Here is a 25,833-nt window from a genome sequence, read left to right as displayed (position 1 = left end):
ATGTTCACTACCGCATGCAACGATAAAACCTAATCCCATCAACAAAACGACCAACAGACATGTTAATCTTGTTTTCACAAAAATACCCCTCCATTTTTTAAATATTTAAAGTGAAACTTCGTTCAGTGGGGGTTTCGACGCATAGGGTGTGCTCGTGCAGACCTTGCGACACGACGTCGCCAACTAGTCAGATTCCTCTCTCCCCCACTGAACGTTAGTTGAACCAATCGGGTCGTTACTGGCTGTTGGATCTCCCTCTTAGACAAGACATGACCTGTTCCCTTATTCCTTGAAGGGGGAGGCTTACAAAAGCCCTTCGATGGGGCGAGTAATCGCAGCCCCAGCCAGTGCACTGCGATAAATTTCTGCTGGAAATATCGGCATCCGCCAGAGGCATAATATTCATTATGGTGTTTGTACCCACTGCATGAAATACAAACAGGATTTTATATAGAAGTAGGAGACTTTTACTAAATGATGTTAACCATGCTTTGAAGCGCTTTTGAAATGAACGACTATCTTGCGGCGGTTCTTTTGAATGATTAGATCAAGTACTACAGTGGCTGACACGTGGAATCTTAATAATTATTATATAAGTAAGCGCTTTCAAAAATACAGTAATAATTAGACATAAAATCCATCCATAATTAGTGATTGAACTTTGATCACAATAAAGTGAAACTTCGTCAGTGGGGGTTTCGACGCATAGGATGTGCTCGTGCAGACGTTGCGACATAACGTCGTGAACTTAGTCAGCTTTCTCTCTCCCCCACTGAACGTGAGTTGAACCAATCGGGCCGTTACTGGCTGTTGGACCTCCCACTTAGACATGACGTGTCCCCTTATTTCTTGAGTGGGGAGGCTTACAAAAGCCCTTCGATGGGGCGAGTAATCGCAGCCCCAGCCAGTGCACTGCGATAAAGCAACCAAGCAATGAAACCCGCGCTAGTAGCTTTAGGTAAGACTTAGGCAGAATTGAAGCCTCGTTTCCACTTACAGAGAGATGTTGAAAAACATGAAAAAACACATTCAGCAAAAACGAAGCTGAATGTGTTTATATTTGGCTTACTTAACTATTTAAGGAGGCTTGCCATGGTGTCAAGCATTGCTTCAACGTCAGTTTTAGCGACAATAAAGTCACAGCTGTCATCAATAAAGGCTGCATAGTGATCTTGATCATAGTCGACAAACTCTACCTCAATCACTTTTTCTCCATCATCGGTTAAAATAGTAGAACGTATTAAGACATCAGGGCCTTGATAGACGGGTTGATCTGCCATTCCAGCTGCTGAAAGCGAAGCAACTGCTTTGTAGGCATCACGCATCATCGATACATCTATCAGCGTATCGTCTATTTTAAATACTGTCTCTTCATCCTCACTATGTTCAATACTTACTGAAAGTTCCAGCTCTTTTGACACGATCTCTAGACGACTCATCACATCCAATGCTAATATTTTGACATAGCCGTCGTGATAGTGCTTAGCCTGATAACTAAATGGTTCTAATTGTTGATTTAATATAGTAAAAACACGATCTTCTCCCTCAATTTTTGCATAATAGCTTTCAAATGAAGCTGGGTCTCCAATTAGCAAACGGACATGCTCAGATGAAGTCACAAATTCAATGGTAAAGTTGCTATCATCTAATCCATATGTCGACCAATCTGTCGCATTTTCAGCAATTAGCTCTTCCATTGATAGAGTTTGAATCGAGTGCAACAGTGCCTCAATTCGGGAATAAGCCGTATGATAATGAAGCTGATAAGGTGACTCGATAAACCATCCTGTAATATTTGTACGCGTTTCTTGCTCGGGATAAGGACTTTGATTCGTCAAATGGATCTCTTCTGTCCCATTATCTATAAAAATATGCTCAATTTCCCCTATTTGTAAGGTCAATAATCCTGTGTCTAAATATGCTTGAACGTAAAATGGGAATGCCTCGATTAGCGTTCGCTCAACCAGATAGATCGATTGTGCTTGTCGATCTTCAACGTAATAGCCTGTACCAGCTGGATTTAATTGCCCAATCATCAAGCTATGCTGTTGACCATCCTGATAAGTAAGCTGGACTGATATTTTGGGAAAATCTAACCCTACTTCCTTTCGCGGAACATCCACCTCTTCACCTTGCCAGTTCATTAAGCTTAACAATGCCTCATTCGTTGCTTCTTGATCTGTCACTTCCAATCGGTCCTTAACAATCCACTCCTGATCAAGCTGTTCAAGTGAAAATGGCTCTTCTGTTTGAATGTTCAAGCCTGTAATATCTTGTGAATCTTTAACGAATTGGTGCAGCTCTGGATCATCATCTGTTTGTGTAGCTAAGCTAAACCCAGCAATGATGACAATGATGACAAACAATCCCAAAAAAATCATACGCTTTCGTTTCGTCATTTTTATCAACACCTCATTCTCTATCATCATTTTTAGTAAATTGATGCTCCAGCTGTTTAAAAACGGTTTGCATATTATACATGATAAAAAAGCATATTAAGCTCATAAAAAACAGAATTAGAATACTAGGATAGGCATAAAAGATGATCCCAAATGCTACGATGGTTGAAACATTCAATAATGTTGTTTTGAGAAAACGAAATATCGCATAAATGGAAACAACCAGTAAGTTCTTTATCTTCACTTCAAACTTAGTTAATATCGGGAATGCATAACACATTATCACAATACAAACAACCATTAAAAACAGAAAAAAAGGTGATAGCATAGGAAAATGTAGATTAGCATAATAGATATCTATAATTAAGATGACAATAATTGTCCATTGGATCAGCCAGTATTTAAGCGCTATCTTCAGGTTTTTTGCAAAGTAGCTCCAATAATCTTTAGACGGTTGAATCATTTTATCAGCAACAAGTTTATCCATTGTTTTGAGTAAAGCTGCCAAGGCCGGGCCAAAAGGAATCAATGTTATATAGTAGATGAGTATATTTTTAACGGTAAATTCAGCCGCGTAAAAGAAAAAAATAAAGGGACTCATCAATAATAAAAAATAAAAATTGGTGACTAAAAAGGCATAGATATAATTAACGATTTGATATAAAGGTCGATCAATAATAGTTTTACTCATGGCTCATTCCTCATTATCTATTAATGTTATGGCTGTTTTTTTTTGAAATTCCTTTGGACTCATCCCAACGTATTTTTTGAACTTTTTATAGAAATAGTCCATATTACTGTATCCGACTAACTCTGAAACTTTATAGACTTTATATGATTGGTTAGCTAATAGCTGCTTTGCCTTCTCAATTCGAATACGTTCCAAATAAACATGAAAATACTCACCTGTATGTTTTTTGAATTTCTTACCTAAATATGAGCTATTATAATTAAATAAGTCGGCCAAAACCTTTAACGTTAAATCACGATAATAATAATGTTCAATATATCTTGTTATTTTATCAATGTTATTTTCTGATGTGACCACAAAGCCGTTAATTTGATCTGTTAAAGCCCACCATTTAGTGTCCAAGGATGTCATTAAATCCGCCAAGCTGTCTGGGGAATAGATAATATCAAGCCATTCATGTTTACTCGGTAACTGCACATCTTGATATTTTCCTCCTATGAAATGTGAAATAGCTAAGACGAGTTCAAACATTTCTGCCTGGACCTTTGCCTTTTCAAGCCGATAATGTTGAAAATGTAGGGTCATCTGCTTAAGCTGTTCCTTAAGTGATGATTGATCTTTAAACTCGAGTGCTTGAATGATTCTTGCACCAATCTCATCTGCATCTAACGGCTGATAGGCTTGCAGATTAATATCTGAATACTTAAATAGACGATCTTTTGGATAACTGTATGATCGATCTTGTAATTGCTTAATTTGGGCAATAGCCCTATTCGTTTCTCGTAATGTTAAATATGAGTTTGCCATACAGCCGTATGCTTTGGGATCAATGTGCTCTCGGACATGTCTTAGCATAAAGCTAAGCTCTTGGTCAATTTGATCTAACGGTTGATTGATGTATAGTAGGTAAATCATTTGATCTTTCAGAATAACTTTGGCTGTTGGTTTCACATCTTCAAATAAGCGTTTTCTTAGCTTTGATCTTTTAACATTTTTGGTAACAGAAATGCCAACTAGAACAAAGGGACCTTCAAGATCCTTTACATACGGTGAACGTTGCCAGTCATCGATTCGACCTTCAATAACTGCTTTCCATGCATCTTCTTCTGTCATGTCGTAATATGCTGTTAATTGGGATGAAATCTTTTGCTCTTCTTCAATTTTCAGCTTTAATTCATTTAAAAGCTCTACAAGCTCTGTTTCATCAATAGGCTTTAATAAATAGGAATAGATACCAAGTTTAATTGATTCTCGCGCATAGGTAAAACTGGAATACCCAGATAGAATGACAAATTTACCTTTGTAACCTTCTTGTTTGGCTTGTTGGACTAGCTCAATACCGGACATGCCAGGCATACGGATATCAACAAAAACAATATCCGGTCGTTCCTCTCTAATCACGTGGAGTCCATCACGTCCATTTTCACAGTCACCACAAATTGAAAAGCCTAATTCCTCCCAAGGAATGACATGCTTCATTCCTTCACGTATGATCGGTTCATCATCAATCAACAATACCTTATACATGCCATCATCCCCTTCTGTCATGTTGTCAGTCTCATTATTCAATAATAGGTAACGTTACTTTAATCTTTGTTCCTTGGTTAACCAGACTCGATATCGTTAATCCGTACGCTTTACCATAATATAACTGAATACGCTGATAAACATTTCTTATTCCAATCCGCTTGCCATCAAAATGATCGCCATCTGCTAATGTTCTTCTAATATGATCAAGCCGCTCCTGATCCATCCCTATTCCATTATCTTCAACATCAATTTCTAAATGCTGTTCATGTTCGGTAATTGTAATGATTAATTCTCCCATACCGACTTTGGGTTCAAGGCCATGAATAATGGCGTTTTCTACCAAAGGCTGGATTAGCAACGGAAATACCCGATAATTCGACACATCCCCGTTTACATTAATTGAATAATTGAGCTTTTCACCAAAACGCATCACTTGTATTTCCAAATAAGTGACAACTAAATCCATTTCATCGATTAAAGGGACCGGACGATCCGTACGTTCTAAAGCAGACCGCATCATTTTGCTTAATTTCTGAATGAGAACAGCAACTTCTTTGTCCTTGTTTACAATCGCCTTCATTCGAATCATCTCTAAAGTATTATAAAGAAAATGGGGATTAATTTGACTTGAGAGCATTTTAAATTCAGATTCCTTTTGCTGACGATGCCACCGTTCTTCTTTTATCTTATGAACATATACCTCATCGATTAATTTTTGAATACTTTGTGAGGTTTGATAGAGCTCATCATACGCTTCCCCAATTTCGTCCTTCCCTACAATTGATGGCTTGATATTGAACTTTCCTCTTGCTACTCTACCCATCGCTAATTTTAACGTATTAATTCTAGAATGAAAGGTTTTGATAAAAATATGGAAAGCCAGAATCGATATCGCCAAAGCTGTAAACATAATCCAGTAACCACGTTTAAAGATTTCATTAGGCTGTTCCATCAAACTTTCGACAGGGATAATGGTTGCAATCTGAATCTCATTTGTTAATGCCTTCGTAGGTTGTAAGCGGTGTAAACTAATTTTAACATCTTCTCCCCGATAGTGATGGTCAAACAAGACATTTTTAGCATCTGTCTCAGGTCTAGCTGAAATAAAGCCTGGATAGCGAAACAATAACTGCTCTGATTGACTATAGACAATCTGCTGTTCATCAAGAATAATATAGACATCATGTGTATCGACATCAGCGAGTTCCTTCATTTTATCTGGGGCTACATAAATGTTTAAAACACCTAAAAGTCTACTTTGATGGTCATATACAGCACGGGTCAAAGTTAAATATTGCTGTCCAGTCCAATGCTCTGCTTTAATGATCCAGCTAATTTTACCTTGTTTGTCAATCGCTTCTCTAAACCAGCCTTCTGCTTGAATCGCTTCATTAGCATATATAAAATGGGAATTCGTTATCATTTGATTGGTCATATAAAATTGAATATTTTCAATTTCATCATAATATTTTAAATAGTCATCAAAAACAGGGTACTGGGAATAGGCGTTATACACATCAAAGGTACTTCCATATTCCCCATTTAATAAAGCATCAATATCCCGATTTAAATAAATTAAATCTGAGATATCGGTAATACGATTTAGCATTGTTTCGAGTTGGATTTTAATCTTGTCCAAGTTAGATTCTGTTTCAAAAATAGCATTATTTAAGACCACATTCCGCATACTTAAGTTTAAGTAAACGCCTACAAAAATGATTGGAACTGCTGTAACAAGAAGATAAACACCCATTAGTTTGTAACTAATCTTTAGGTCTAGTATTTTACGTCTTAGCCATTTCATCATGTTTACCCTCCTGCTACCGATCAAATGAATCTCGGTGTATTTGCTCCCAGATTTTATTGCGCTCGATAACTTCCCTCTGTAAATCTAAGACATCCGCCGAGGTTCCCCCCATTGATTGAAATACACATAGGCATTTATCGCAGTGCAACTGGCTGGGGCTGCGATTACTCGCCCCATCGAAGGGCTTTTGTAAGACTCCCACTTCAAGAAATAAGGGAACACGCATAGCTAAGCGAAAGATCCAACAGCCAGTAACGGCCCGATTGGTTCAACTCATGTTCAGTGTGAGGGAGAGGAAGCGGACTAAGTTCGCGACGTCGTGTCGCAACGTCTGCACGAGCACATCCTATCCGTCGAAACCCCACTGAACGAAGTTTCCCTTTATCTCACCTTAAAGAAGTAGGAGAATTCTGCTGAATGAAATTAAAGCGATTTACATTACCAGTTTACTTCAAGAACATAAGGCTGCTTCTCTTTTAATTGAATAACAAACTGCTCTACTGGAACGCCATTGATCAACAAATGTTTATATAGTGGAGCGCTCACCTTAAGGCTTTTGGTCAAACAACTCACTAATGTTATTTTAGCAAATTTTCCTGATAAATCCCATCTGATTTGATCAACCTTAAGTCCGTCAGGTAGTCGAATCCCTGTTATCTCACCGCTATCCAGATCCTCTGGTAAAGCTTGGAATAGAAATAAGGTATCGTGGTGATAATCAACAAACATCTCATGAATAATTTGCGGGAAAGCACCATTTCCGTCAACATTAAATACTTCAAGGTTGTTATAATGACTCATCATCAGTGATGGATAAAAGCAGTTATTTTTAATCACAAGCATGATGATCTCCTTAATTAACTCCGGCATGTGAAATTGTGTTGCACACAATGCCGTATGCATGCGTCCATGTGTTGAAGTGGTATCGCCATCTTCATTCAACAACCAAGCCTCTAAGCGTTTTTCAAATGCTATGCGACTTGCCTTGAATAAAGTTGGGTTTGTTTCCGCAGTAAATTCTCGACTTTGAAAAATTGGATATAAGTGAGAGAAGTGCCGGTGGTTATAGTTCTCATCTTTATCCGGTGTTAACCATTCTTTCAATGCACCTTGATCATTTATTTGATAAGCGGGTAATTTACTGAGCATCCGCTTCCACTTATTAGGTTTATCTGAATCTATTTTTAAAATTTGGTAGCCTTCTATTAAATGGGTGAATACCTCCTTAGCCACAGCCACATCCTGTGTGGCATTATCAGCACAACCATTTTCGGCTGAGTAGGATGGTGTAAATCGATAGGTTCCATCTGGATCTTCAATCAAAAAATCCTCATAAAATAAAGCGACTTCTTCTAAATAAGGAAGCGCCTGTTCCTTCAAAAATTGGATATCTCCGGTAAAGCGATAATATTGGAAGAACCAATGGCCTAACCAGCCTGCGCCACAAGTCCAAAAGTGAAGCGGCCATTCTTCATTCCAATGTAAATGCTGACCATAATTACTGGAATGGATCGACGCCATAATCCCTCTACAACCATAATAGTGTTTGGCATTTTCCCTAAACCCAGGCAAAAGTGATTGGACTAGCTTAAAGAAACCGTGAAGGCCTTCCTCTAAATGACTAGAGAGAGCCGAAGCTATCGATAATTGAACATTGGTGTCAAAGGTATAATCACCACTCCAAGCAGGGTGAAACGTTCCACTCCATATCCCTTGTAAATTTGGAGTTGCTTCGCCTGAACTACAAATATACATGAATCGTCCTGCATCATATATTTTTTCAATTAATGCTTTAGGTAAGCTGTCACTGTTCTGAGCCTGCGTCATTAAGGCTGAGAAGCTTTGTTCTCTTTCGTGATCATTCGTTAGATTCAAGCAAACTCGATCAAACATTTCTTGGTGAATAGCTTTATGTGCTTCAAACAAATCCTCATAGCCATTAAAGCTCAGTTCAAGCGACTGCTTGGTTAGGATAGGTTCTATTCTAATGATAATGGTAACCTCATCTGTTTGGGAGATTTGAATCCCTTGCTTAGTATGGTTAATTATTCCACCCTTTGGAAAAATCTCGCCAATAACGGTATAGCCGCCTTCAGCATATGTGTACTGATATTCTAATCTAAACGTATGATTCTGATCATAACGGTCACCTTTTAGCTGTGGGACTTGATAGATTTCTGGCTCAATAATTAGTTCAAGCGGACTTTTTTCTTTACGAATCTGATAAACAATTAGGTTATCGGCCCGGGAAACAAAGGCGCGACTTTGATAACGTACACCATCACCTTGATAGCTTGTCATGATTTGTCCTGTACGGTAATCTAAGCTTTTTCGGTAGTTCTCCACCTTGGTAACACCCGTATCAATAGTCAAGTGGAAAGCTGGATGATACGGGTCACTCATCGTTAAACCAGGGTAACCTTTTTCTACAGCTTTTTGATAATGATAGCTAATTGCTTTTTCATAACCTTGTTCTTTGATCACCTTTCTTAATTCTGACAACTCTTCACTTAGGTCAGGCACTTTAAATTGATTTCCCATCGGCAAAAATAAATGTGCATAATTACCAATTAACGTCTCCTTAATGGGTCCACCGAAAGCGATGAGCCCCATTAGACCGTTCCCAGTTACAAATCCTTCTTCCCATTTTGTGGCAGGTTGGTCATGCCATATCCCTTTTTTTGGTTTTTTAAATTGAAATGGTTTCATTTAATTGACTCCCTTTAATTGGATCGTTTGAATATAGACAGGTCCTTCACAATACAACTCAATGTCATGAATTTTCTTCGTTGGTGTGAATGTTAAAGTATACGTCCTCCACTCAAAAGGGGACTGTTGATCAATTGTTAATCTGTTGGCCTGTTTGACCCCATCCAGTGATAAAGTAATGGCTGCACTTCCCCCATCCGTTGCAGCTCGAATTACCAATTCTTCCACCTGTTCACAGATAACCTCGCGATACAACAGGCGTCCGTTTTGTCTATTGATCACGCAATTCTGCTCATTTTCTCCTTTTCCGATTGAAACATGATCATAATCATCATATCGTTCAGCTAAGGTCACTTTACTTAAATCACGAGGTCGTAACGGTTTGGCATCTATAATTAATCGCTCTGACTGCAAATGTATCGCCTCACTAGAGCTGCCCACTTTTATTTGAGCATAGCCCGGCATTAACCGCATCGTATCCGTTTGCACATCAAAGAAATAAAAAGACTTTGCTTGCACCTGAAATGAAACTATTCGTTCTTGCTTCGGTGCTAGTGAGACTTTTTCAAATCCAACTAATTTAAGCTTTGGCTGATTAAGCGATTGTGAATCAAATGATGCATAGAGCTGAATGACTTCTTCAATGTTTAGCTCTGATTGGTTTTTCACCGTTACAGTTACCATAAGATCACTGTCATCATTAATCGTGGTTTTGCTTAGTTCGAGTGCTTTATAGCTCACTTCTCCGTAGCTTAAACCATGACCAAAAGGATAAAGAATTTGGTCATCTGCATACATATATGTGCGCTTTCCTTTAATGATGTCATAATCAAAAATACAAGGCAAAGCCTCTGTCGATTTATACCATGTCATGCTTAACTTCCCACTAGGCGATCGATCACCTGCCATAATTTTGGCTAATGAAGTCCCTAATTGCTGAGAGCCATGAGCACTATAAATAATAGCAGGTAAGTGCTCGTCTTCCCAATTGATAGCAAAAGGATAGCTCCCGATAACGACAAGAATGGTTTTCGGGTTGGCCTGATAAACAGCTTTCACCAAACGCTGTTGATACTCAGCTAATGTAATATCAGGTCGATCTTCCGTTTCTCGACCATTTAGCATCGGGTGATTACCCACACATACAATCGCGACCTCACTCGATTGGGCCTGCTTAACAGCGGTCTCTATTCCAGATTCGACAACAACCTTACTAAACCATTCACCACTCTCATCTTCAATTAAACCGACCTTTTCCTTGAATTTAAGCGGTTTATTGCGCCAAGATGTAAGTTGATAAATGGTCGTATCATGTTCGGAGGGATAGAAGCTTATTTTTTCCTTAATAAACCAATCAAACACTTCTTTTTTTACCGGTTTATAACCACTATCGTGATCCAACAGACTTAAATAGTGTTGATGCTTGAAATCAAAAAGTAGATGACTATTCCAGCCCCAATCCTCGTCGATAAATGGATGAGCTGACTCCTGTTCTGTCATAATGGCTTCAGCTTGGTCATTAAAAGCTAAGTATTTATTGGTAGCCTCAGATTTTAATAGAATACGATCAAATCCGTCGGTATAGCTTATCTCAGCATTAATAAAACGTTGCTTTAACCCCTGCAGCAATGGTACGGTTTCACGAGGGTAGCCTGTATACCAATCTCTAAATATATGATTAGCTGTTGGGCCGATAACGGCAATGGAAGAAATTCTTTCCTCTGCCAATGGCAGCATCTGAGCCTGATTCTTCAATAAAACAATCGATTGATCGGTTACTTCTTCTACTAAAGGCTGGTGAAGTGTGATTAGCTGATTTAGACTCTGTTCATTATAATAGGGATCTACCTGATCAAATTGACCTAAACGGATGCGTACCTTGAAAATTCGTGAAATAGCTTGAGTAATATCCTCCTCCGTTATTAGCCCCTGTTCTAATGCTTCATAAGCAGCCTTCTCGACCTTTTCTTTGTCATCAACAAAGCAATCGATACCTTTCTTTAGTGCATCAGCTAACGCTTCTGAAAAACGATCATAGTAATGATACTGCTCCACATTTAAGGTTAGTGCCCCACCATCGCTAACAACAAAACCATCCATCTGCCATTGATCACGAACAATCGCTTGTATTTCTTTGATTTGCATTGCCGGAATACCGTTGACGCCATTATAGGCAGTCATCATTGAGGCTGCATTTGCTTCTGTGAAAGCGGGTTCAAATGCAGGTAAATAATATTCAAACCGATTACGGGCATCAATGCTATTGGATATATATTCTCTACCATGCTCATTATTGTTTCCAAAGAAATGCTTGGGTGCAGCTACCATTTTAAGATAAAACGGGTCTTCACCTTGCATCCCTAAAATAAGATATTTCGATAATTGACCAGTTAAAAAAGGGTCTTCGCCATAAGCTTCCTCAGTCCGACCCCAACGCGGGTCTCTTTCCATATCGATCGTAGGAGCCCAGAGTGTTAGCCCTGTCGCTTTATTTCGATAGTAGTAAAAGGCTCTTGCTTCATCACCAATGGCTTCGCCTACTTTTTTAAGTAAGGTTTTATTCCAAGTCGAAGAGAGGCCAATCGGCTGGGGAAAAACAGTCGTACTTGTACCACCTCGATCCACTACACCATGTGCTGCTTCACCACCGATTTGATAGGCTGGAATATTCAATCGTTCGATGCCGCTCTGCTGAGTAGATAAACAGGATATTTTTTCAGCTAACGTCAACCGTGATACTAAATCATTCAAACGCTCCTCCAGTGATTTGGTTGAATCTTGGAAATCCAATAACATACAAACAGCTCCTTATAAAAAAATTAGATGGCAGTGGTGGTTAATAACGTAGATAAATTAAATTAATTAAATATATTCTTTAAAAATTATAGCAATAGATGAAAACTTTGTCTATATAATAAACAAAGTTGATAGAATTGTTTGTATAATTGTGGTACATTAGATTTATATCATTTTTTATGAATAGAGAGCGAGAGGATTACAATGAATCGGACGTGGAATCAATATGTCGTCAAACAGGAAAACAAAACGTTAGTCTTATCTACTATCATTAATGAAACACCGATATCAAGAGCCCATGTTGCTCAAATTACAGGATTAAATAAGGGAACGGTTTCTTCCCTCGTTAGCGAATTAATTGATGAAGAGCTCGTTGAGGAGTCTGGTCCTGGTGAATCAAGCGGTGGGAGAAGACCTGTGATGCTCTTGTTTAATGGCAAGGCTGGTTATTCTGTAGCTGTAGATCTCGGGGTTGACTACTTATTAGGTGTGATAACAGATTTGACTGGTCAGATAGTGTATGAAGAAAAGCTTCAACTTCCTGATCCCAATTTTGAAGTGGTGTTCCCGCTGTTAACCAAACTGATTCAACAATTAATTGATCGTGCTCCGAAAAGTCGATACGGTGTAATAGGCATTGGAGTGGGTGTCCCTGCAGTTGTTAGTCACGACGGAGAAATATTATTAGCCCCTAACCTCAATTGGAAAAAAATCCAACTTAAACAGCAGCTTGAACAAGTCTTTGATCTTCCTGTTTATATTGAAAACGAAGCAAATGCCGGTGCTTATGGGGAAATGCGCTATGGCTTTGATTCAATGACGAAGCATATGGTCTATGTCAGCATCAGTATTGGTATTGGCGTGGGGATGATTTTAGACGGAAAGCTCTATACTGGTTTAAGTGGATTTGCAGGAGAGGTCGGGCATATGACTATTGTCAAAAATGGGCGACCTTGTCGCTGTGGCAATCTAGGTTGTTGGGAGCGCTATGCCTCGGAGCAAGCACTTATCGATGAGGCCGTCACTAGACAAATACTAAATCAACAACAGCCCGACCCTTTTAAACACTTAATAGAATTAGCTGCAAAGGGAAATCAGGAGGCAATCACTCTCTTCGAGGAAATTGGTACTTACATCGGAATTGGCTTAACGAATTGTATTAATATATTTAATCCTGAACAGGTGATTATTGGCAATCAATTTATCGATGCCAAACAGTGGATTTACCCAGCAATTAAAGCCTATGTTGATCACCATACGATTGGCTTTCATCAGCTTGATTTAAAAATTGATTTTGCCAGATTGGGCGTCTACTCTACCGCTTCAGGGATGGCCGCCTTTACAGTCGAAAATTTCTTACTGAGCCAGAAAACGTAACACGCGTCACTAAGCAGAAGTTTTCCACATCGATAAGTGTCCAGCTGAATGCAAATTCAGTGGGGGATACAAACCCCGGCTGAATCAAGTTAACGCCTTCGGCAGATGCCAAAGATTTTCAGCGGGTATTTGTCGAGCGAAGCTCGATAATCTGGACGCAAATTCGGCTAAGGTGCATTTGATTAGATAGGTCGAAACAGTCTCAATAATATGGTCGCCGTGAATCAGCTAAACAGTTAATTCCTAGGTCCAAGCCTAATAGCTATGAAAAGATTAGAAGCCGATCTAGATGCAACAAGTAGCCTGGTTAACTTGTGTTGTTCGACAGATTCAAATCGATCTGGGCTACAAAAAAAAACCGAAAGATACTGTCTAAAAAAACAGTTATCGATCGGTTTTTTCTTTAACTTAAATACTTTTGTCCAAGTCCTATCGACTTCATTCATTTATTAAATGATTCATATTTATTTGATACTTAACTAGGTTCAATTAATCCATATTTACCATCATGACGACGGTAAACGACATTTGTTTCACCTGATTCAGCATTAGTAAAGACATAGAAGCTATGACCGAGCATATCCATTTGTAAAATGGCCTCTTCAGAATCCATCGGCTTTAAATCGAATCGTTTAGTACGAACAATATCGAAGCCCTCGTCCTCAAATTCAGAACTGTCTTCATCATAGAAGTCTTTTTCCATCTCAGCAAAGATATGCTTAGGTGTACCTTTTTGACGCATTCTGCGGTTAATCTTTGTTTTGTATTTGCGGATCTGGCGTTCTAGCTTATCCACCACTAAATCAATAGCTGCATATAAATCAATATGCTTTTCCTCAGCTCTTAGTAGTAGATTAGGCATTGGAATGGTAACCTCAATTTCTTGCTCGTCATTGTAGACACTTAAATTAACATTGACATCTGATGTAGGAGGTGTTTCGAAGTAACGTTCAAGCTTACCTACCTTTTTCTCAATATAACCTTTTATTGCTCCGGTCACCTCAATATTTTCCCCACGAATGTTGTATTTCATAAAAGTGTCCTCCTTTCTATATCTATAATTCTTTATTACCCGTAAAATATCCTGCATAAACCTACAATATTTTTACGTTTATTTAATTTTAGCTTAATATAATTGTACTAAATTGTCGGTATGTATAACTGCAGTAAGGGTAATTGATAAAGTGAAACTTCATTCAGCGGTGGGGGCGACGCATAGAATCTGCTCGTGCAGACATTGCGACACGACGTCGCGAACTTAATCCGCTTCCTCTCCCTCACACTGAACGTGAGTTGAACCAATCGGCCGTTACTGGCTATTGGATCTCCCACTTAGACATGACGGGTTCCCTTATTTCTTCAAGGGGGAAGCTTACAAAAACCCTTCGATGAGGCGAGTAATCGCAGCCCCAGTCAGTTACACTGCGATAAAGTAGTGTTGTAAACCTATTGTAAATTATATGATCACTTCCCGTAGATTACCCTTATTTCTTTGATAAAGATTTTAGTTGGAACAATTATTTCATATTTAGAGGAATAACCACGGTATCATGCATATTAAGGTTCTCTGTTAAATGTAACGGTGTGAATATCACTCCACCCTCTCTTTTGTTAAAGTGACTTTTTCGTGTAATAGCGATTTTACTAAGGATGCAGTGGGAATGTAAGTTTTTTCAAGCCTTGACAGAATACATACTTACACCACATTTAGAAACGCCCATAAGTAGCTGTGAGAACACAAAAAAGCACGGATGAATTGGAATCTAACACCCAAAAGGAAAACTTTGAGGTATCATCCAATTTCCGTGCTATTAAACTTGTCTAATTCTTCTTATCCCAATACGACCCATCATGAGTTGCTACGTGACGGTAGGGGTCTAAGTACTGTTGTGTGGAGCTTTTCTGCTTTTTCACATTGCGCATTTCATGTTTCAGTTCTAAAAAAAGATGATTTAAACGCAATTGTATTTCCTGATCTTTAGCTAATATATCATGTCCTAGCTTTTGTTCTTCATCGGTAAAAGGGGGCTTAACATGCTTCAAAAGCTCAGACCGCTGATCTAATAAATGATCTAGCTTTGCCAATACATCTTCACGTGTTTTAGCTGGAACAGGTTGATCAACTAACGTAGCTAGCTCATTTGTAACCTGCTCAAGTTTGGTTAAGGCGTCCATTAAGCCTGAACTCCTTTACTATATTGCTTTGTCCGTGTTAACTTGACGACTTCTTTCCACGTATCGCGAAATGACTCAACCATCTCATAGGCCTCATCTAAGCTTTCTAGATTGTTATGAATATTGGCATCGATTAAACGCTGATTAATATAATCATATAGTGGCATCATTTGATTTGCGATATCAATACTTTGATCTAATGTCAACATTAACTCATTAATAATCGCTTGAGCTTTTTGAATATTGGTGTTTTTTAATTCCATATCCTTTGCTTCCATGCCCTTTTTTGCAAACTTCAAAAACTTCAAGCAACCATTATATAGCATTAAAGTAAGCTCGCCAGGTGATGCAGTATTAACAGAATTCATTTTATATGCCTGGTGCTGTTGTTGGACCATATTGTCAAAACACCCTTTCCCCTATTCCTTCTTTACCATTGTTGATTGAATTGTGAGAATAGATAATTCGATTGCTCATTCATCCGTTGTATGGCCTTCTCCATCGCAGTGAATTGTCTCCAATAGCGATCTTCAACTTGTGCTAATTTGCGTTGAAAATCTGCTATTCGCGTATCCATTTGTTGTAGTCTTTTCCCCATTGAGTATTGATCTAAATTATAGGAACTGCGACCAGCATGATCATTAATCCTTCTAGTGGTTGTTTTCGTAGCGGTTTCGATACGATCTAAAACACCACGTGAATCGTCATCGGTATTATTAGAAAATAACTTAAACACAGATTCTGAATCATTCAATAATGCTTCGCGTAGCTTGGTTTCATTAATTTCAAGCTTACCGCCATCCATATAGTTCGAGGTCGTTGCAATACCTATTTGCGCCATATGACGATAAGCTCCACCAGTTTCTACATTGGCATTCCAGCTTGATCGCATTTGAGAAAGTGAGCTCATTAAAATATTACTATTTCTGAGCAAACCACTTTTAGCCTTTTCTTCCCAATTTGCGATTTCTGATTCGGTCATTTCTTTTTTCTGTTCATCCGTTAATGGTGGAAAATCACGCTCTCTCTTCTCTGTTAGCTTTCCATTAACTTTCTCAACAATTTCATTATACTTGTCAACAAACTGAGTAATCAAGTCTACCGTACTATCAATATCATTGTCAACAGTAATATAAGCTGGTGAATCCATCGTATTTGTGAAATTAAAGGTGATGCCATTAAATGTAGCATTATTTGTTTTTGAGGTCATTTCAACTGAATTATTATAGGTGAACTTGGCATCTTGACCACCTTGTTCCTGTGTTTGATCAAGGCCTAATACGATAGAAAAGAATTCATCATCACCAAAATCGATCTCGTAACCTTCACTGTTATATTCACCAGCTGTTGTTCGCTCCATGACGACCTTGTCAGAACCTGCATCATAAAAGGCCCGTACGCCATTATCTTGATTGGTGATTTTTCGCAAAATACTATTTAAGGTATCATTTTCATTAATTTCAATTTCGTGTACTTCTTCACCATTATGATAAGTTTTAAAGCTGATTTTCTCAGGGAGCTGATAGCCCTCTGCTCCATTAATATTAGCTAACTGATCGACTAGCTTCGCATTTTGATCGATTTTCTCTCCAGATGACAAAGGATTTTGAGACACATTGATAGCACTCGTTGCAAGCTGAGTCACTTGAATGCTATAACTACCTGGCTGTGCATTATGCGTAGCTGTAGCTGTGATAGCATTTGGCTGAGTCGATGTTGTCACCTTTTGATTGAAATTACTCGGATACCTCATATCGCGCATTATTTGCTCAAGCTCTGAATAGAGTATATTTATCTCGCGATAGGCATCGCGTTCCCATTCTAATAACGTCTTGTCTTGCTGAAGTTTATTTAATGGTATCCGTTCAGCATCCATTAAATCGTTGATAATACCGTCAATGTCCATTCCTGTTGCGAGTCCGCCTATTCTCATACCCATTTCCATTCACTCCTCTTTTTCTTATATTTTCTCATCGACAATTAATCCCATGAATTCTGCCATTGCTGCATACATATCAAGCATTTGCTCAGGAGGAATTTCCCGAATAACCTCTTCGGTTAATGTATCAACTACTCTTACATAATACTTCTCAAGCTTGTCATGCATAACAAAGCGAATTGATGTATTAACGGGCACTAAAAATTCATTTAGTCCTTCTACCATGCTTTCGATCTTAGCACGGTCTTCTAGTTCTCCTCCACTTTTAGCTTGATGAAACTGAATTTTCGTTTTGGTTTGATGTTGTGATTGTTCTTGAGCTACTGTCGTTATTTCACCACTATTTCCGCGTGGTAAAATATTAGCGTTAGATGATAATCTACTGACATCCATCCCAATGCCATCTCCTCTACATGTTTACTTTCTTTTTATATCGGCAATAATGATCGGTTGTTAACTTTTAATGCTAATTTTTTGGTATAAGTACTTGATAGTTGGATGAATCATACCTATTTAATTTATGTACTGCACTGAAAAAGCTCGAAGATGAACTCCGAGCTTTTTCAGCTATTCTTAAACGATTAGATTAGAAATTCGATCCCTTTGGCTACACCTCTTAATACAAATACAATAAGGTGCTTAAAGAAAGAAACATTTGTTTCATTCGTTTTAGACTTGACCTCATCTACTTTAACACTATTAGCTAGATAACGATTAGCAACTGTGTCGTGAATTTCCTCGGCTAGTTCTGGACTGTCAATAATGACAACAGATTCTGTATTGAGGTAAGTACTCCTTGCGTCTATATTAAATGAACCAATCACACTAATACGCTGGTCAATGACCATAGATTTGGTATGAAGTGAGCGGTCAGGTCCAAGATATTCATATAAATGAACAGGTAAATCAATCAAGCGTTGTCGATGATTTCGATAACCACTATGAGCCATCACGTTTGGTGAGGCGGCTAAGCCATTTGTCAGCAAAAAAGCATCCTCTGTTAAAAAATCGACTTCGCTTAATGTTTGACGCATTGGTTTGCTAGGAATAATATAGGGACTTTGAATAAGAAGAGACTCGTTTGCTTGATTCGCTAAGGTCAAAAGCTCATGCCAAATATAGGGCTGTTTATAGCCACGATCAATAGAATTATGGACAAAATAGATCTGCTCAACGGGATGAGAGCGCTCTAACCAATTAATCTCATGTTCAAATAGTTCAGGTTCAGTAGATTGATAATGTTGATAGGTTTGCAGAAGTTGATGATATCTTTCTTTAATCTTGCTATCTCGTCGGCTAGATACACGCCTTGGTTGTTGTATATTTGTAAATTCATGTAACCATAATGCATTATAATAACTGCTCATTTGTCGAATGACGTTCTTACCGCCATTGTCTTCCTTATTAATAATCAACACATCACGATCATAAGATGTCTCTTTTTGACCACTAGGTAAACCGAAATATTTATCCCCAATATTCCTGCCGCCGATTAAAGCTTTTTGTTGATCAGCAATCATAAATTTATCATGCAAACGGTTATGCCATGTCCACGGCTTGCGCCAATTAAAAGGTTTATAAAAGGCAACTGAGATGTTAGGATGGCTTGTCAAGAGATGACGATCAGTTCTACTGATATGATGGAAAAATCCATCTATTAAGAAACGAACGTTAACTCCACGATTCGCTGCCTCAATTAAGCTAGCATAAAAAAGCTCAACTGTGTCACCGCCTTGCATAGAATAATAGGTTATGTCCAAGGTTTCTTGAGCAGAATTTATCAGATCAAGACGGATTCGCAAAGCATCTGTTCCATCCTCAATTAATACCACACGTTCATCATGAGTCTGTAGCGAGGTAGGATATAAAGACTCATCTGAACGTGTGTCTATAGTTGAAACTGGTTTAAAGAAGGCAAAAAAGAGTACACCAGTTACGAGGCAATAAATCAAGTAGCTTAACAGCAATCGCTTGGCTATTTTTGTCACCATAGCAACCCTTCACCTAATTTCAAGTTTAGCGCCGTCTTCCACCAAAAATCATGATGAATTTAAGTAGTTGTAAGACAGCAATTAGCGTACTTGCTACGTAAGTTAAGGCAGCAGCATTAAGAACATTTCCGACACCTCGTTGCTCATCATTATTGACAAAGCCCAATGTCATTAAATGCTGTTTTGCTCGACGAGAAGCATCATACTCCACAGGTAATGTTACAAGTTGAAACAATACAGCAGCAGCAAATAAGCCAATTCCAACACCAACTAATGGTTCAAAAGCTGATAACAAGCCCAATATTAATAAAATTGGAGCCATTCTTGAGCCTAATTGAGCGGCTGGAAAGAGTGCTGTTCTAAATGATAACATGGCATAGCCTCGATCATGCTGGATTGCATGGCCAACCTCGTGAGCAGCAACAGCTAATGAAGCAATCGAGGATCCACTATAAACAGGTCCAGAAAGCCGTACTGTTTTTGTACGTGGGTCGTAGTGGTCAGATAAATCGCCACGTCCAGATCGTTCAATTTGGACATCGTACAGTCCGTTTTGATCAAGAATTCGACGGGCTACTTGCAAACCCGTGACTTGGGCACTAGCTTGTACGCGTGAGTACTTGTAAAAACTATTTTGTACTCTTGATTGTGCCCACATAGCTATCGCAAATGCGATAAGGATTAAAAAGTCCATTGGATGAAAAAACATCTTACATCACTTCCCTCTTACATAATTTAATTTTAGTCTTGGACAGACTGAGGCATTAATACCTTGTGCCTTTAATGTATCTGCAATTTGCTCCATAAAAGATTTTTCTTTGACTAATACAAATTCTTCTTGTTTGTGATTTAGACTCCGACCAGAGTCATACTTAGCCAACTTAGCCACCTCAATTTTTTTTGTTTGACACTAGTATATGCGATAAATATGAACTGAGTATGAACTAAGCTTTCTTTTTTTGCTCTTTTGGCATTCGAACAAAAAAGGTGGTACCAACGTTCTCTTCACTGACGACATCAATTGAGCCACCGTGAAGAAGCACAATTTTTTTGACAATCGATAAACCTAAGCCATTTCCTGTATTGCTTTGAGTTCGTGATGGGTCAACTTTGTAAAAGCGATCGAATAAATATGGCAATGATTGCTTCGGTATCCCTATTCCCGTATCATTAACCCTTATGACTAGCTGATGCTCTTCTAGATAGGTTGAGATATGGACTGAACCATTAGGGCGATTGTATTTGATCGCATTGATCAGTAAATTTAACCACACTTGTTCCATTAAATCTTGATCTGCCACCAGATATTCCTCGGTTAAATCAAGCTCTATTTCAATTTGTTTTTCCTTCCATAATAGCTCAGTAGCGAGTACCACTCGCCGAATTTGCTCATCAAGTCGATAGCGTTCTGGCTGGTAAGGGTGTTTATCAGAGTCCAACGAAGCCATTCTTAATAAATTGTCCGAAAGACGTGATAAACGATCCGCTTCTTGGTAAATAATTGCTAAATAATCCGCTTGATCTTCTGGACTAATAATCCCATCTTGTAATGCTTTCGTATAGCCTTTTATAGATGTAAGAGGTGATTGAATTTCATGTGAGACATTACTCACAAATGCTTCTCGAACTTCATCCATATTGGCTAGCGATTGGGCCAAATCATTAAAGCTTCGCATTAATCGACCTACTTCATCCTGTCGCTCTGTTTTAAGTCTTACCGTAAAATCACCTGTGGCTAGTTGTTCCGCCGCATGAGTAATTAGCCGAATACCTGAAACAAAGTAACGTGAAACTAATATGATAAAACTACTTCCTAGTACTAGAACCATCAGTAGGGCATTAAGTGTTGAGCGACGTGAATGTGCAAGCTGGTGAGAAAAATCAATTTTCACAAATAGTGAGTAGCGATTATTTTGAAAATTCAACTCTGTTCCAATATAGCGTACCAGTTTGGAACGTTTGGGCATAAAAACGATTATATCTGAGTTTGATTGGGCTTGTACTTCGGCTAACATCGCATCCGTAACAAAGCTGGTATCCATTTCGGGTAGATAAGGCTGTCCTTCTTGATCTAAAATTATCGCTTCAGTTCCGAAGCTTTCTAATAGACCCAGTAAGCGTGGCAAATCATTAGGCTCAATCATATCTAATAACTCCACAACATAGTCTGTCGCCTGTTCTGCCTCTTGGTAATAAGCAACTTCATCCTGAAAAAACAATGAAGTTATCATATAAGAAGCAAGCAAACTTATACCTACACCAGTTATGAAGGTAATGACAAACTTCCAATATAAGCTACGACTCATTTTGCTCTATATCCTCCAGTCGATACCCTAATCCGCGCACGGTTGTGATGTTAATATCACTGAACGAGGACAACTTCTCACGTAGGCGTTTGATATGGACATCGACTGTCCGCTCATCCCCTTCATAATCAAATCCCCAGATCTTTTCTACTAGCTGAGCCCGCGTGAAAATACGACCAGGATTGTGAGATAACTCAAATAACAGTTCACATTCTTTTCTTTTTAACTCAACGGTCTCCTCCCCATTTGTCACAATTAAACGGTCTAAATCAATTTCAGTGCGACCAATTCGATTATGCTGTTCTCTTAATAGGTTATAGCGCTTTAATAAAGCTTTAACACGCAATACTAACTCAATCGGATCAAAAGGTTTAACAAGATAGTCATCCGTACCTGCTTGAAAGCCTATCACCTTATCTTGTGACTCACCTTTAGCTGTCACCAATAGAATGGGAATTTGATAAAATTCCCTAACCTCCTTAGTTAAGGTAATGCCATCGAGTTCTGGCATCATAACATCAATAATCGCTAGGTCAATCTGCTTCTTTTCTAATAGCTGGAGTGCTTCAGCACCATTTTCAGCCTCCAGCACATCAAACTGACTTTCTGATAAATATAAATGAATGAGTTTTCGAATATGTTGATCATCATCAACAACTAAAATGGTCGGCATTGACTTCACACCCTCTACACATTTCTCCTCTATATTACAAGAGTAAGATCGGTACAATTATTATAGGCAGATAAAAAAATTATTGCAATTGACAGCCTTAATGTGATAGAGAATTTACAACGATTTTTGCAAAAACTACAAGATATATCATTTAAGTTTGGTTGAGTCATAGATAAGTTTCAATTAACTCATGTAGAATATGCTTAGAGGCGATCTATCCTTGTTTAAAAGGGTTGAAATCTCAATCCAAACTCATATAGAGTGCGGCATCAACGTCGGAGAAAGGATATGTTTCTTTTTCACTAATCCTCTGGTATATTATGTATTAGTTAAAAATATTATGTATGACCAAAAGGTGGGGTTAGTGTGAACATCCAATGGTTTTAGCTATGTTATTTCGATAAATGCGAAACTTATAGGCTTTACTGACTAAAATGGTTTCACGGACCCCTCATAACAGAACAGCCATCATAAACATTTTTCGGGGATGAAATAGCTCAAAAATTGCAATGGTCGGACAATTGAGATGGCAAATGCCATCATCTCCACCTTACTTCGCCTGAGGATGGAGTCTTCTCGCCTAAAACGATAAATTAATTATGGGAGGAAAAAGTGTATAAACATAATGATCGTATCGAAGTCATGTCAAAGATTGAAAACTTCACAAAATCATTAAATGGTGTACAAGCATTATTATTAGTTGGCTCCGGTTCAACTGGTTTTAGAGATAGGTTTTCAGACCTTGATTTACTCGTTGTAGTAAAAAATCCAGAGGATGTACCAACTATTAATAAACAACTCAGAGAATATTTACAATCAAGCTTTTGCATTCTAAAAGAGAAAACATACCACCATGAAGAGGATATAATAGTTTCTTGTTTCTTTTTTAATAACTATTTAGAGCTGGATTTAGGTGTTTGGTCATTTAATAAAATTAGAGCTACAAAGCCAAATTGGATAGTTGTTTTTGATCAAGAAAAAACTGTTTCAGATAAGCTTATTGCCTCTTTAAACAAATTGCCCCAGAAAGATATAAACGAAACAATAAATGATTCATTAAGTTTTATATGGCAGTTTTTTAGAAGTGCGGCTGTGGCTTTGAAAAGAGGATATTTTATCAAAGCTCTTAAAGATATAGATTTTATACGAAATCAGATAATAGAGATAATTTGTTTACGTAGCAATATTAGATACGACTTTGATAAATGTATAGATCAGGTTGACAACTGTTATTCGGAAAAACTAAGTAAAACATATCAAGTAAATGTTAATTTTGAGAGTTTACAAAAAACTCTTTTTGAAGTTATGAATATTTACTTTGAAGTCATTAATATAAAAGAGAATATGGTAGTAGTAGAAAGAAACCGAAGCATGATACATGGATTCTTAAAAGAAATTCTAATTAACCATTAGAGATTCTAATGGTTTTATTTAATGTATACCTGCACACGTCCCTTGCCTTCCTACAGTCAATCCTCAACCAAGCAGTTTCACTCCAAACACTCATGGAGAGTGCCTTAAGCTTGAACCATTTCCAACAAACTTAGAGCTTGACCTTCTTTTCGCAATGCGGCTGCGTCTTTATATGACAAATTTCAATCCACGCACTCATATAGAGTGCGACGTATTTGTTACCGTTATGCGCAATTAATTCAAAAATTTCAATCCACGCACTCATATAGAGTGCGACCCGAAAAGTATTTTTCTTTATAATGATGATCTGGAATTTCAATCCACGCACTCATATAGAGTGCGACACGTCTAGTAGCCAAAGAGCATCCGATCTAAAAATATTTCAATCCACGCACTCATATAGAGTGCGACTCGCTTTGACACAAAATCAGGCAGTTGTAATTGGTATTTCAATCCACGCACTCATATAGAGTGCGACAAGGAGATGGTTAAGATGAAAAACAAGCTTATAAAATTTCAATCCACGCACTCATATAGAGTGCGACCCTTGGTTTGTTGCTAAGGATGTGTGCGACATCCTAATTTCAATCCACGCACTCATATAGAGTGCGACGTAAGGAAATGCAAGAAACTCGTAACGTTATAAGATTTCAATCCACGCACTCATATAGAGTGCGACAACGATGGTAAACCTGCATTTTTAAAGGTTGGACATTTCAATCCACGCACTCATATAGAGTGCGACAATTTGTTTCCAGGCTTCTTCGTCTAACGTTATTATTTCAATCCACGCACTCATATAGAGTGCGACGAGACGTTTACTTGACATACGTCTCACTTAAGGGGGATTTCAATCCACGCACTCATATAGAGTGCGACCCAGTTTATATTAGGGTGTCTCTCCACGTAAAGGATTTCAATCCACGCACTCATATAGAGTGCGACAATTCTATCGGCAGTAGCCGAAGCACTGGAAAAGATTTCAATCCACGCACTCATATAGAGTGCGACCAGTTTAGGTATTGCGACATCAATCGGAAACCTAAATTTCAATCCACGCACTCATATAGAGTGCGACGGTAAGACCAGAGTTATTGGAGCTAACAGACTAATGATTTCAATCCACGCACTCATATAGAGTGCGACGCTTCTTTAACCCATAAACAGCTAATTGTGATTATTTCAATCCACGCACTCATATAGAGTGCGACACCAATAGTTATTCTTTTTCCTTCCGCACTAATTCATTTCAATCCACGCACTCATATAGAGTGCGACGTATTGATCGGAATCTGTTTCAAGTGCTTCGTATTATTTCAATCCACGCACTCATATAGAGTGCGACGCTAGACGAACGCATTATCAAAGAAAAAGGACTAATTTCAATCCACGCACTCATATAGAGTGCGACAAAGCAACGAAGATACAACGATGATCACAACGACATTTCAATCCACGCACTCATATAGAGTGCGACACCATAACCAGTTTGCTTAGATAGCGATTTGGAATTTCAATCCACGCACTCATATAGAGTGCGACTGTCTGACGAAATAAACGATGTTTTATTTAGCAAAATTTCAATCCACGCACTCATATAGAGTGCGACCAACAACGAGTCACAGACCAACACGTACAGAATGATTTCAATCCACGCACTCATATAGAGTGCGACGACTAGACAGATGTTGGCTGGGCGGTGATCGAATATTTCAATCCACGCACTCATATAGAGTGCGACGCACTAATCAGTTTAATAGGAGGAATGTATTAATATTTCAATCCACGCACTCATATAGAGTGCGACGGTTTTGACAGATAAGGGATGCTAACACAGATTAATTTCAATCCACGCACTCATATAGAGTGCGACACGGCGAGGTAAATTATTCCGTCCGAGATAACGTATTTCAATCCACGCACTCATATAGAGTGCGACCGAAGCATCCGAAAATGCAACTAAAGCCATTGAAATTTCAATCCACGCACTCATATAGAGTGCGACTAATTATGGCATATCTTACGTT

The 25,833-nt window shown here is 38.4% G+C and carries 18 protein-coding genes and 1 CRISPR repeat array (1 of these 19 cut by a window edge); of the genes, 2 read left to right on the top strand and 16 right to left on the bottom strand.

The features are described 5' to 3' along the window. Window positions 1–1,073: 1,073 nt before the first annotated feature. The 6 genes from ASE01S_RS11225 to ASE01S_RS11200 all read right to left on the bottom strand — a co-directional run bounded on the left by ASE01S_RS11225 (window position 1,074) and on the right by ASE01S_RS11200 (window position 11,932). The gene (locus tag ASE01S_RS11225; protein WP_067842180.1) at window positions 1,074–2,399 is read right to left on the bottom strand and encodes a DUF4340 domain-containing protein; all 1,326 of its coding nucleotides are present in this window, start codon (window positions 2,397–2,399) and stop codon (window positions 1,074–1,076) included. A 13-nt stretch (window positions 2,400–2,412) separates the two neighbouring features. Further along, window positions 2,413–3,090 (bottom strand): DUF624 domain-containing protein, encoded by a 678-nt coding sequence (locus tag ASE01S_RS11220; RefSeq protein WP_067842177.1) that lies wholly within the window; start codon window positions 3,088–3,090, stop codon window positions 2,413–2,415. A gap of 3 nt (window positions 3,091–3,093) precedes the next feature. Further along, the gene (locus ASE01S_RS11215; RefSeq protein ID WP_067842194.1) at window positions 3,094–4,617 is read right to left on the bottom strand and encodes a response regulator transcription factor; all 1,524 of its coding nucleotides are present in this window, start codon (window positions 4,615–4,617) and stop codon (window positions 3,094–3,096) included. A gap of 34 nt (window positions 4,618–4,651) precedes the next feature. Further along, on the bottom strand, window positions 4,652–6,424 hold the full coding sequence (locus tag ASE01S_RS11210; RefSeq protein ID WP_067842191.1) for a cache domain-containing sensor histidine kinase: 1,773 nt from the start codon (window positions 6,422–6,424) through the stop codon (window positions 4,652–4,654). Between the two features lie 441 nt (window positions 6,425–6,865). Beyond that, on the bottom strand, window positions 6,866–9,136 hold the full coding sequence (locus tag ASE01S_RS11205) for a glycosyl hydrolase family 95 catalytic domain-containing protein (RefSeq protein ID WP_067842174.1): 2,271 nt from the start codon (window positions 9,134–9,136) through the stop codon (window positions 6,866–6,868). Then, window positions 9,137–11,932 (bottom strand): glycoside hydrolase family 3 C-terminal domain-containing protein, encoded by a 2,796-nt coding sequence (locus ASE01S_RS11200; RefSeq protein WP_067842171.1) that lies wholly within the window; start codon window positions 11,930–11,932, stop codon window positions 9,137–9,139. A gap of 204 nt (window positions 11,933–12,136) precedes the next feature. On the opposite strand from ASE01S_RS11200, the gene ASE01S_RS11195 reads away from it, so the two are divergent. Next, entirely contained in the window at window positions 12,137–13,309 is a 1,173-nt protein-coding gene (locus ASE01S_RS11195) for an ROK family transcriptional regulator (RefSeq protein WP_067842168.1), read from the top strand. 475 nt (window positions 13,310–13,784) lie between these two features. Here ASE01S_RS11195 and hpf read toward each other — a convergent pair whose 3' ends face one another. The 10 genes from hpf to ASE01S_RS11150 form a co-directional block, all read right to left on the bottom strand. After that, entirely contained in the window at window positions 13,785–14,342 is a 558-nt protein-coding gene (gene hpf / locus ASE01S_RS11190; protein WP_067842165.1) for a ribosome hibernation-promoting factor, HPF/YfiA family, read from the bottom strand. A gap of 788 nt (window positions 14,343–15,130) precedes the next feature. Beyond that, window positions 15,131–15,484 (bottom strand): flagellar protein FliT, encoded by a 354-nt coding sequence (gene fliT, locus ASE01S_RS11185; RefSeq protein WP_067842162.1) that lies wholly within the window; start codon window positions 15,482–15,484, stop codon window positions 15,131–15,133. Next, on the bottom strand, window positions 15,484–15,882 hold the full coding sequence (gene fliS, locus ASE01S_RS11180; RefSeq protein WP_067842159.1) for a flagellar export chaperone FliS: 399 nt from the start codon (window positions 15,880–15,882) through the stop codon (window positions 15,484–15,486). Before fliS ends, fliT begins: the two co-directional genes overlap by 1 nt. A gap of 32 nt (window positions 15,883–15,914) precedes the next feature. After that, entirely contained in the window at window positions 15,915–17,423 is a 1,509-nt protein-coding gene (locus ASE01S_RS11175; RefSeq protein ID WP_067842156.1) for a flagellar hook-associated protein 2, read from the bottom strand. A 21-nt stretch (window positions 17,424–17,444) separates the two neighbouring features. Further along, window positions 17,445–17,816 (bottom strand): flagellar protein FlaG, encoded by a 372-nt coding sequence (gene flaG, locus ASE01S_RS11170; RefSeq protein WP_067842153.1) that lies wholly within the window; start codon window positions 17,814–17,816, stop codon window positions 17,445–17,447. 188 nt (window positions 17,817–18,004) lie between these two features. Next, window positions 18,005–19,414: a phospholipase D-like domain-containing protein gene (locus ASE01S_RS11165; protein WP_067842150.1), complete on the bottom strand. Its 1,410-nt coding sequence runs from the start codon at window positions 19,412–19,414 to the stop codon at window positions 18,005–18,007. Window positions 19,415–19,439: 25 nt separating this feature from the next. Beyond that, window positions 19,440–20,123 (bottom strand): zinc metallopeptidase, encoded by a 684-nt coding sequence (locus tag ASE01S_RS11160; protein WP_067842148.1) that lies wholly within the window; start codon window positions 20,121–20,123, stop codon window positions 19,440–19,442. Between the two features lie 6 nt (window positions 20,124–20,129). Then, a complete protein-coding gene (locus tag ASE01S_RS15850; RefSeq protein ID WP_157065204.1) occupies window positions 20,130–20,294 on the bottom strand; it encodes a hypothetical protein in 165 nt (54 codons plus the stop codon). Between the two features lie 64 nt (window positions 20,295–20,358). Further along, the gene (locus ASE01S_RS11155) at window positions 20,359–21,720 is read right to left on the bottom strand and encodes a sensor histidine kinase (RefSeq protein WP_067842146.1); all 1,362 of its coding nucleotides are present in this window, start codon (window positions 21,718–21,720) and stop codon (window positions 20,359–20,361) included. Continuing rightward, a complete protein-coding gene (locus ASE01S_RS11150) occupies window positions 21,710–22,393 on the bottom strand; it encodes a response regulator transcription factor (RefSeq protein ID WP_067842144.1) in 684 nt (227 codons plus the stop codon). Before ASE01S_RS11150 ends, ASE01S_RS11155 begins: the two co-directional genes overlap by 11 nt. A 612-nt stretch (window positions 22,394–23,005) precedes the next feature. On the opposite strand from ASE01S_RS11150, the gene ASE01S_RS11145 reads away from it, so the two are divergent. Beyond that, window positions 23,006–23,806, top strand: a complete 801-nt coding sequence (locus ASE01S_RS11145; protein ID WP_067842142.1) for a nucleotidyltransferase domain-containing protein — start codon at window positions 23,006–23,008, stop codon at window positions 23,804–23,806. Window positions 23,807–23,985: 179 nt separating this feature from the next. Further along, a CRISPR array of direct repeats spans window positions 23,986–25,833; the repeat unit is 32 nt; unit sequence ATTTCAATCCACGCACTCATATAGAGTGCGAC; it runs 181 nt beyond the window's last position.

The sequence above is a fragment of the Amphibacillus sediminis NBRC 103570 genome, from assembly GCF_001552275.1.
Lineage (GTDB): Bacteria > Bacillota > Bacilli > Bacillales > Amphibacillaceae > Amphibacillus_B > Amphibacillus_B sediminis.
This window is presented reverse-complemented; position numbering and strand designations above follow the sequence as displayed.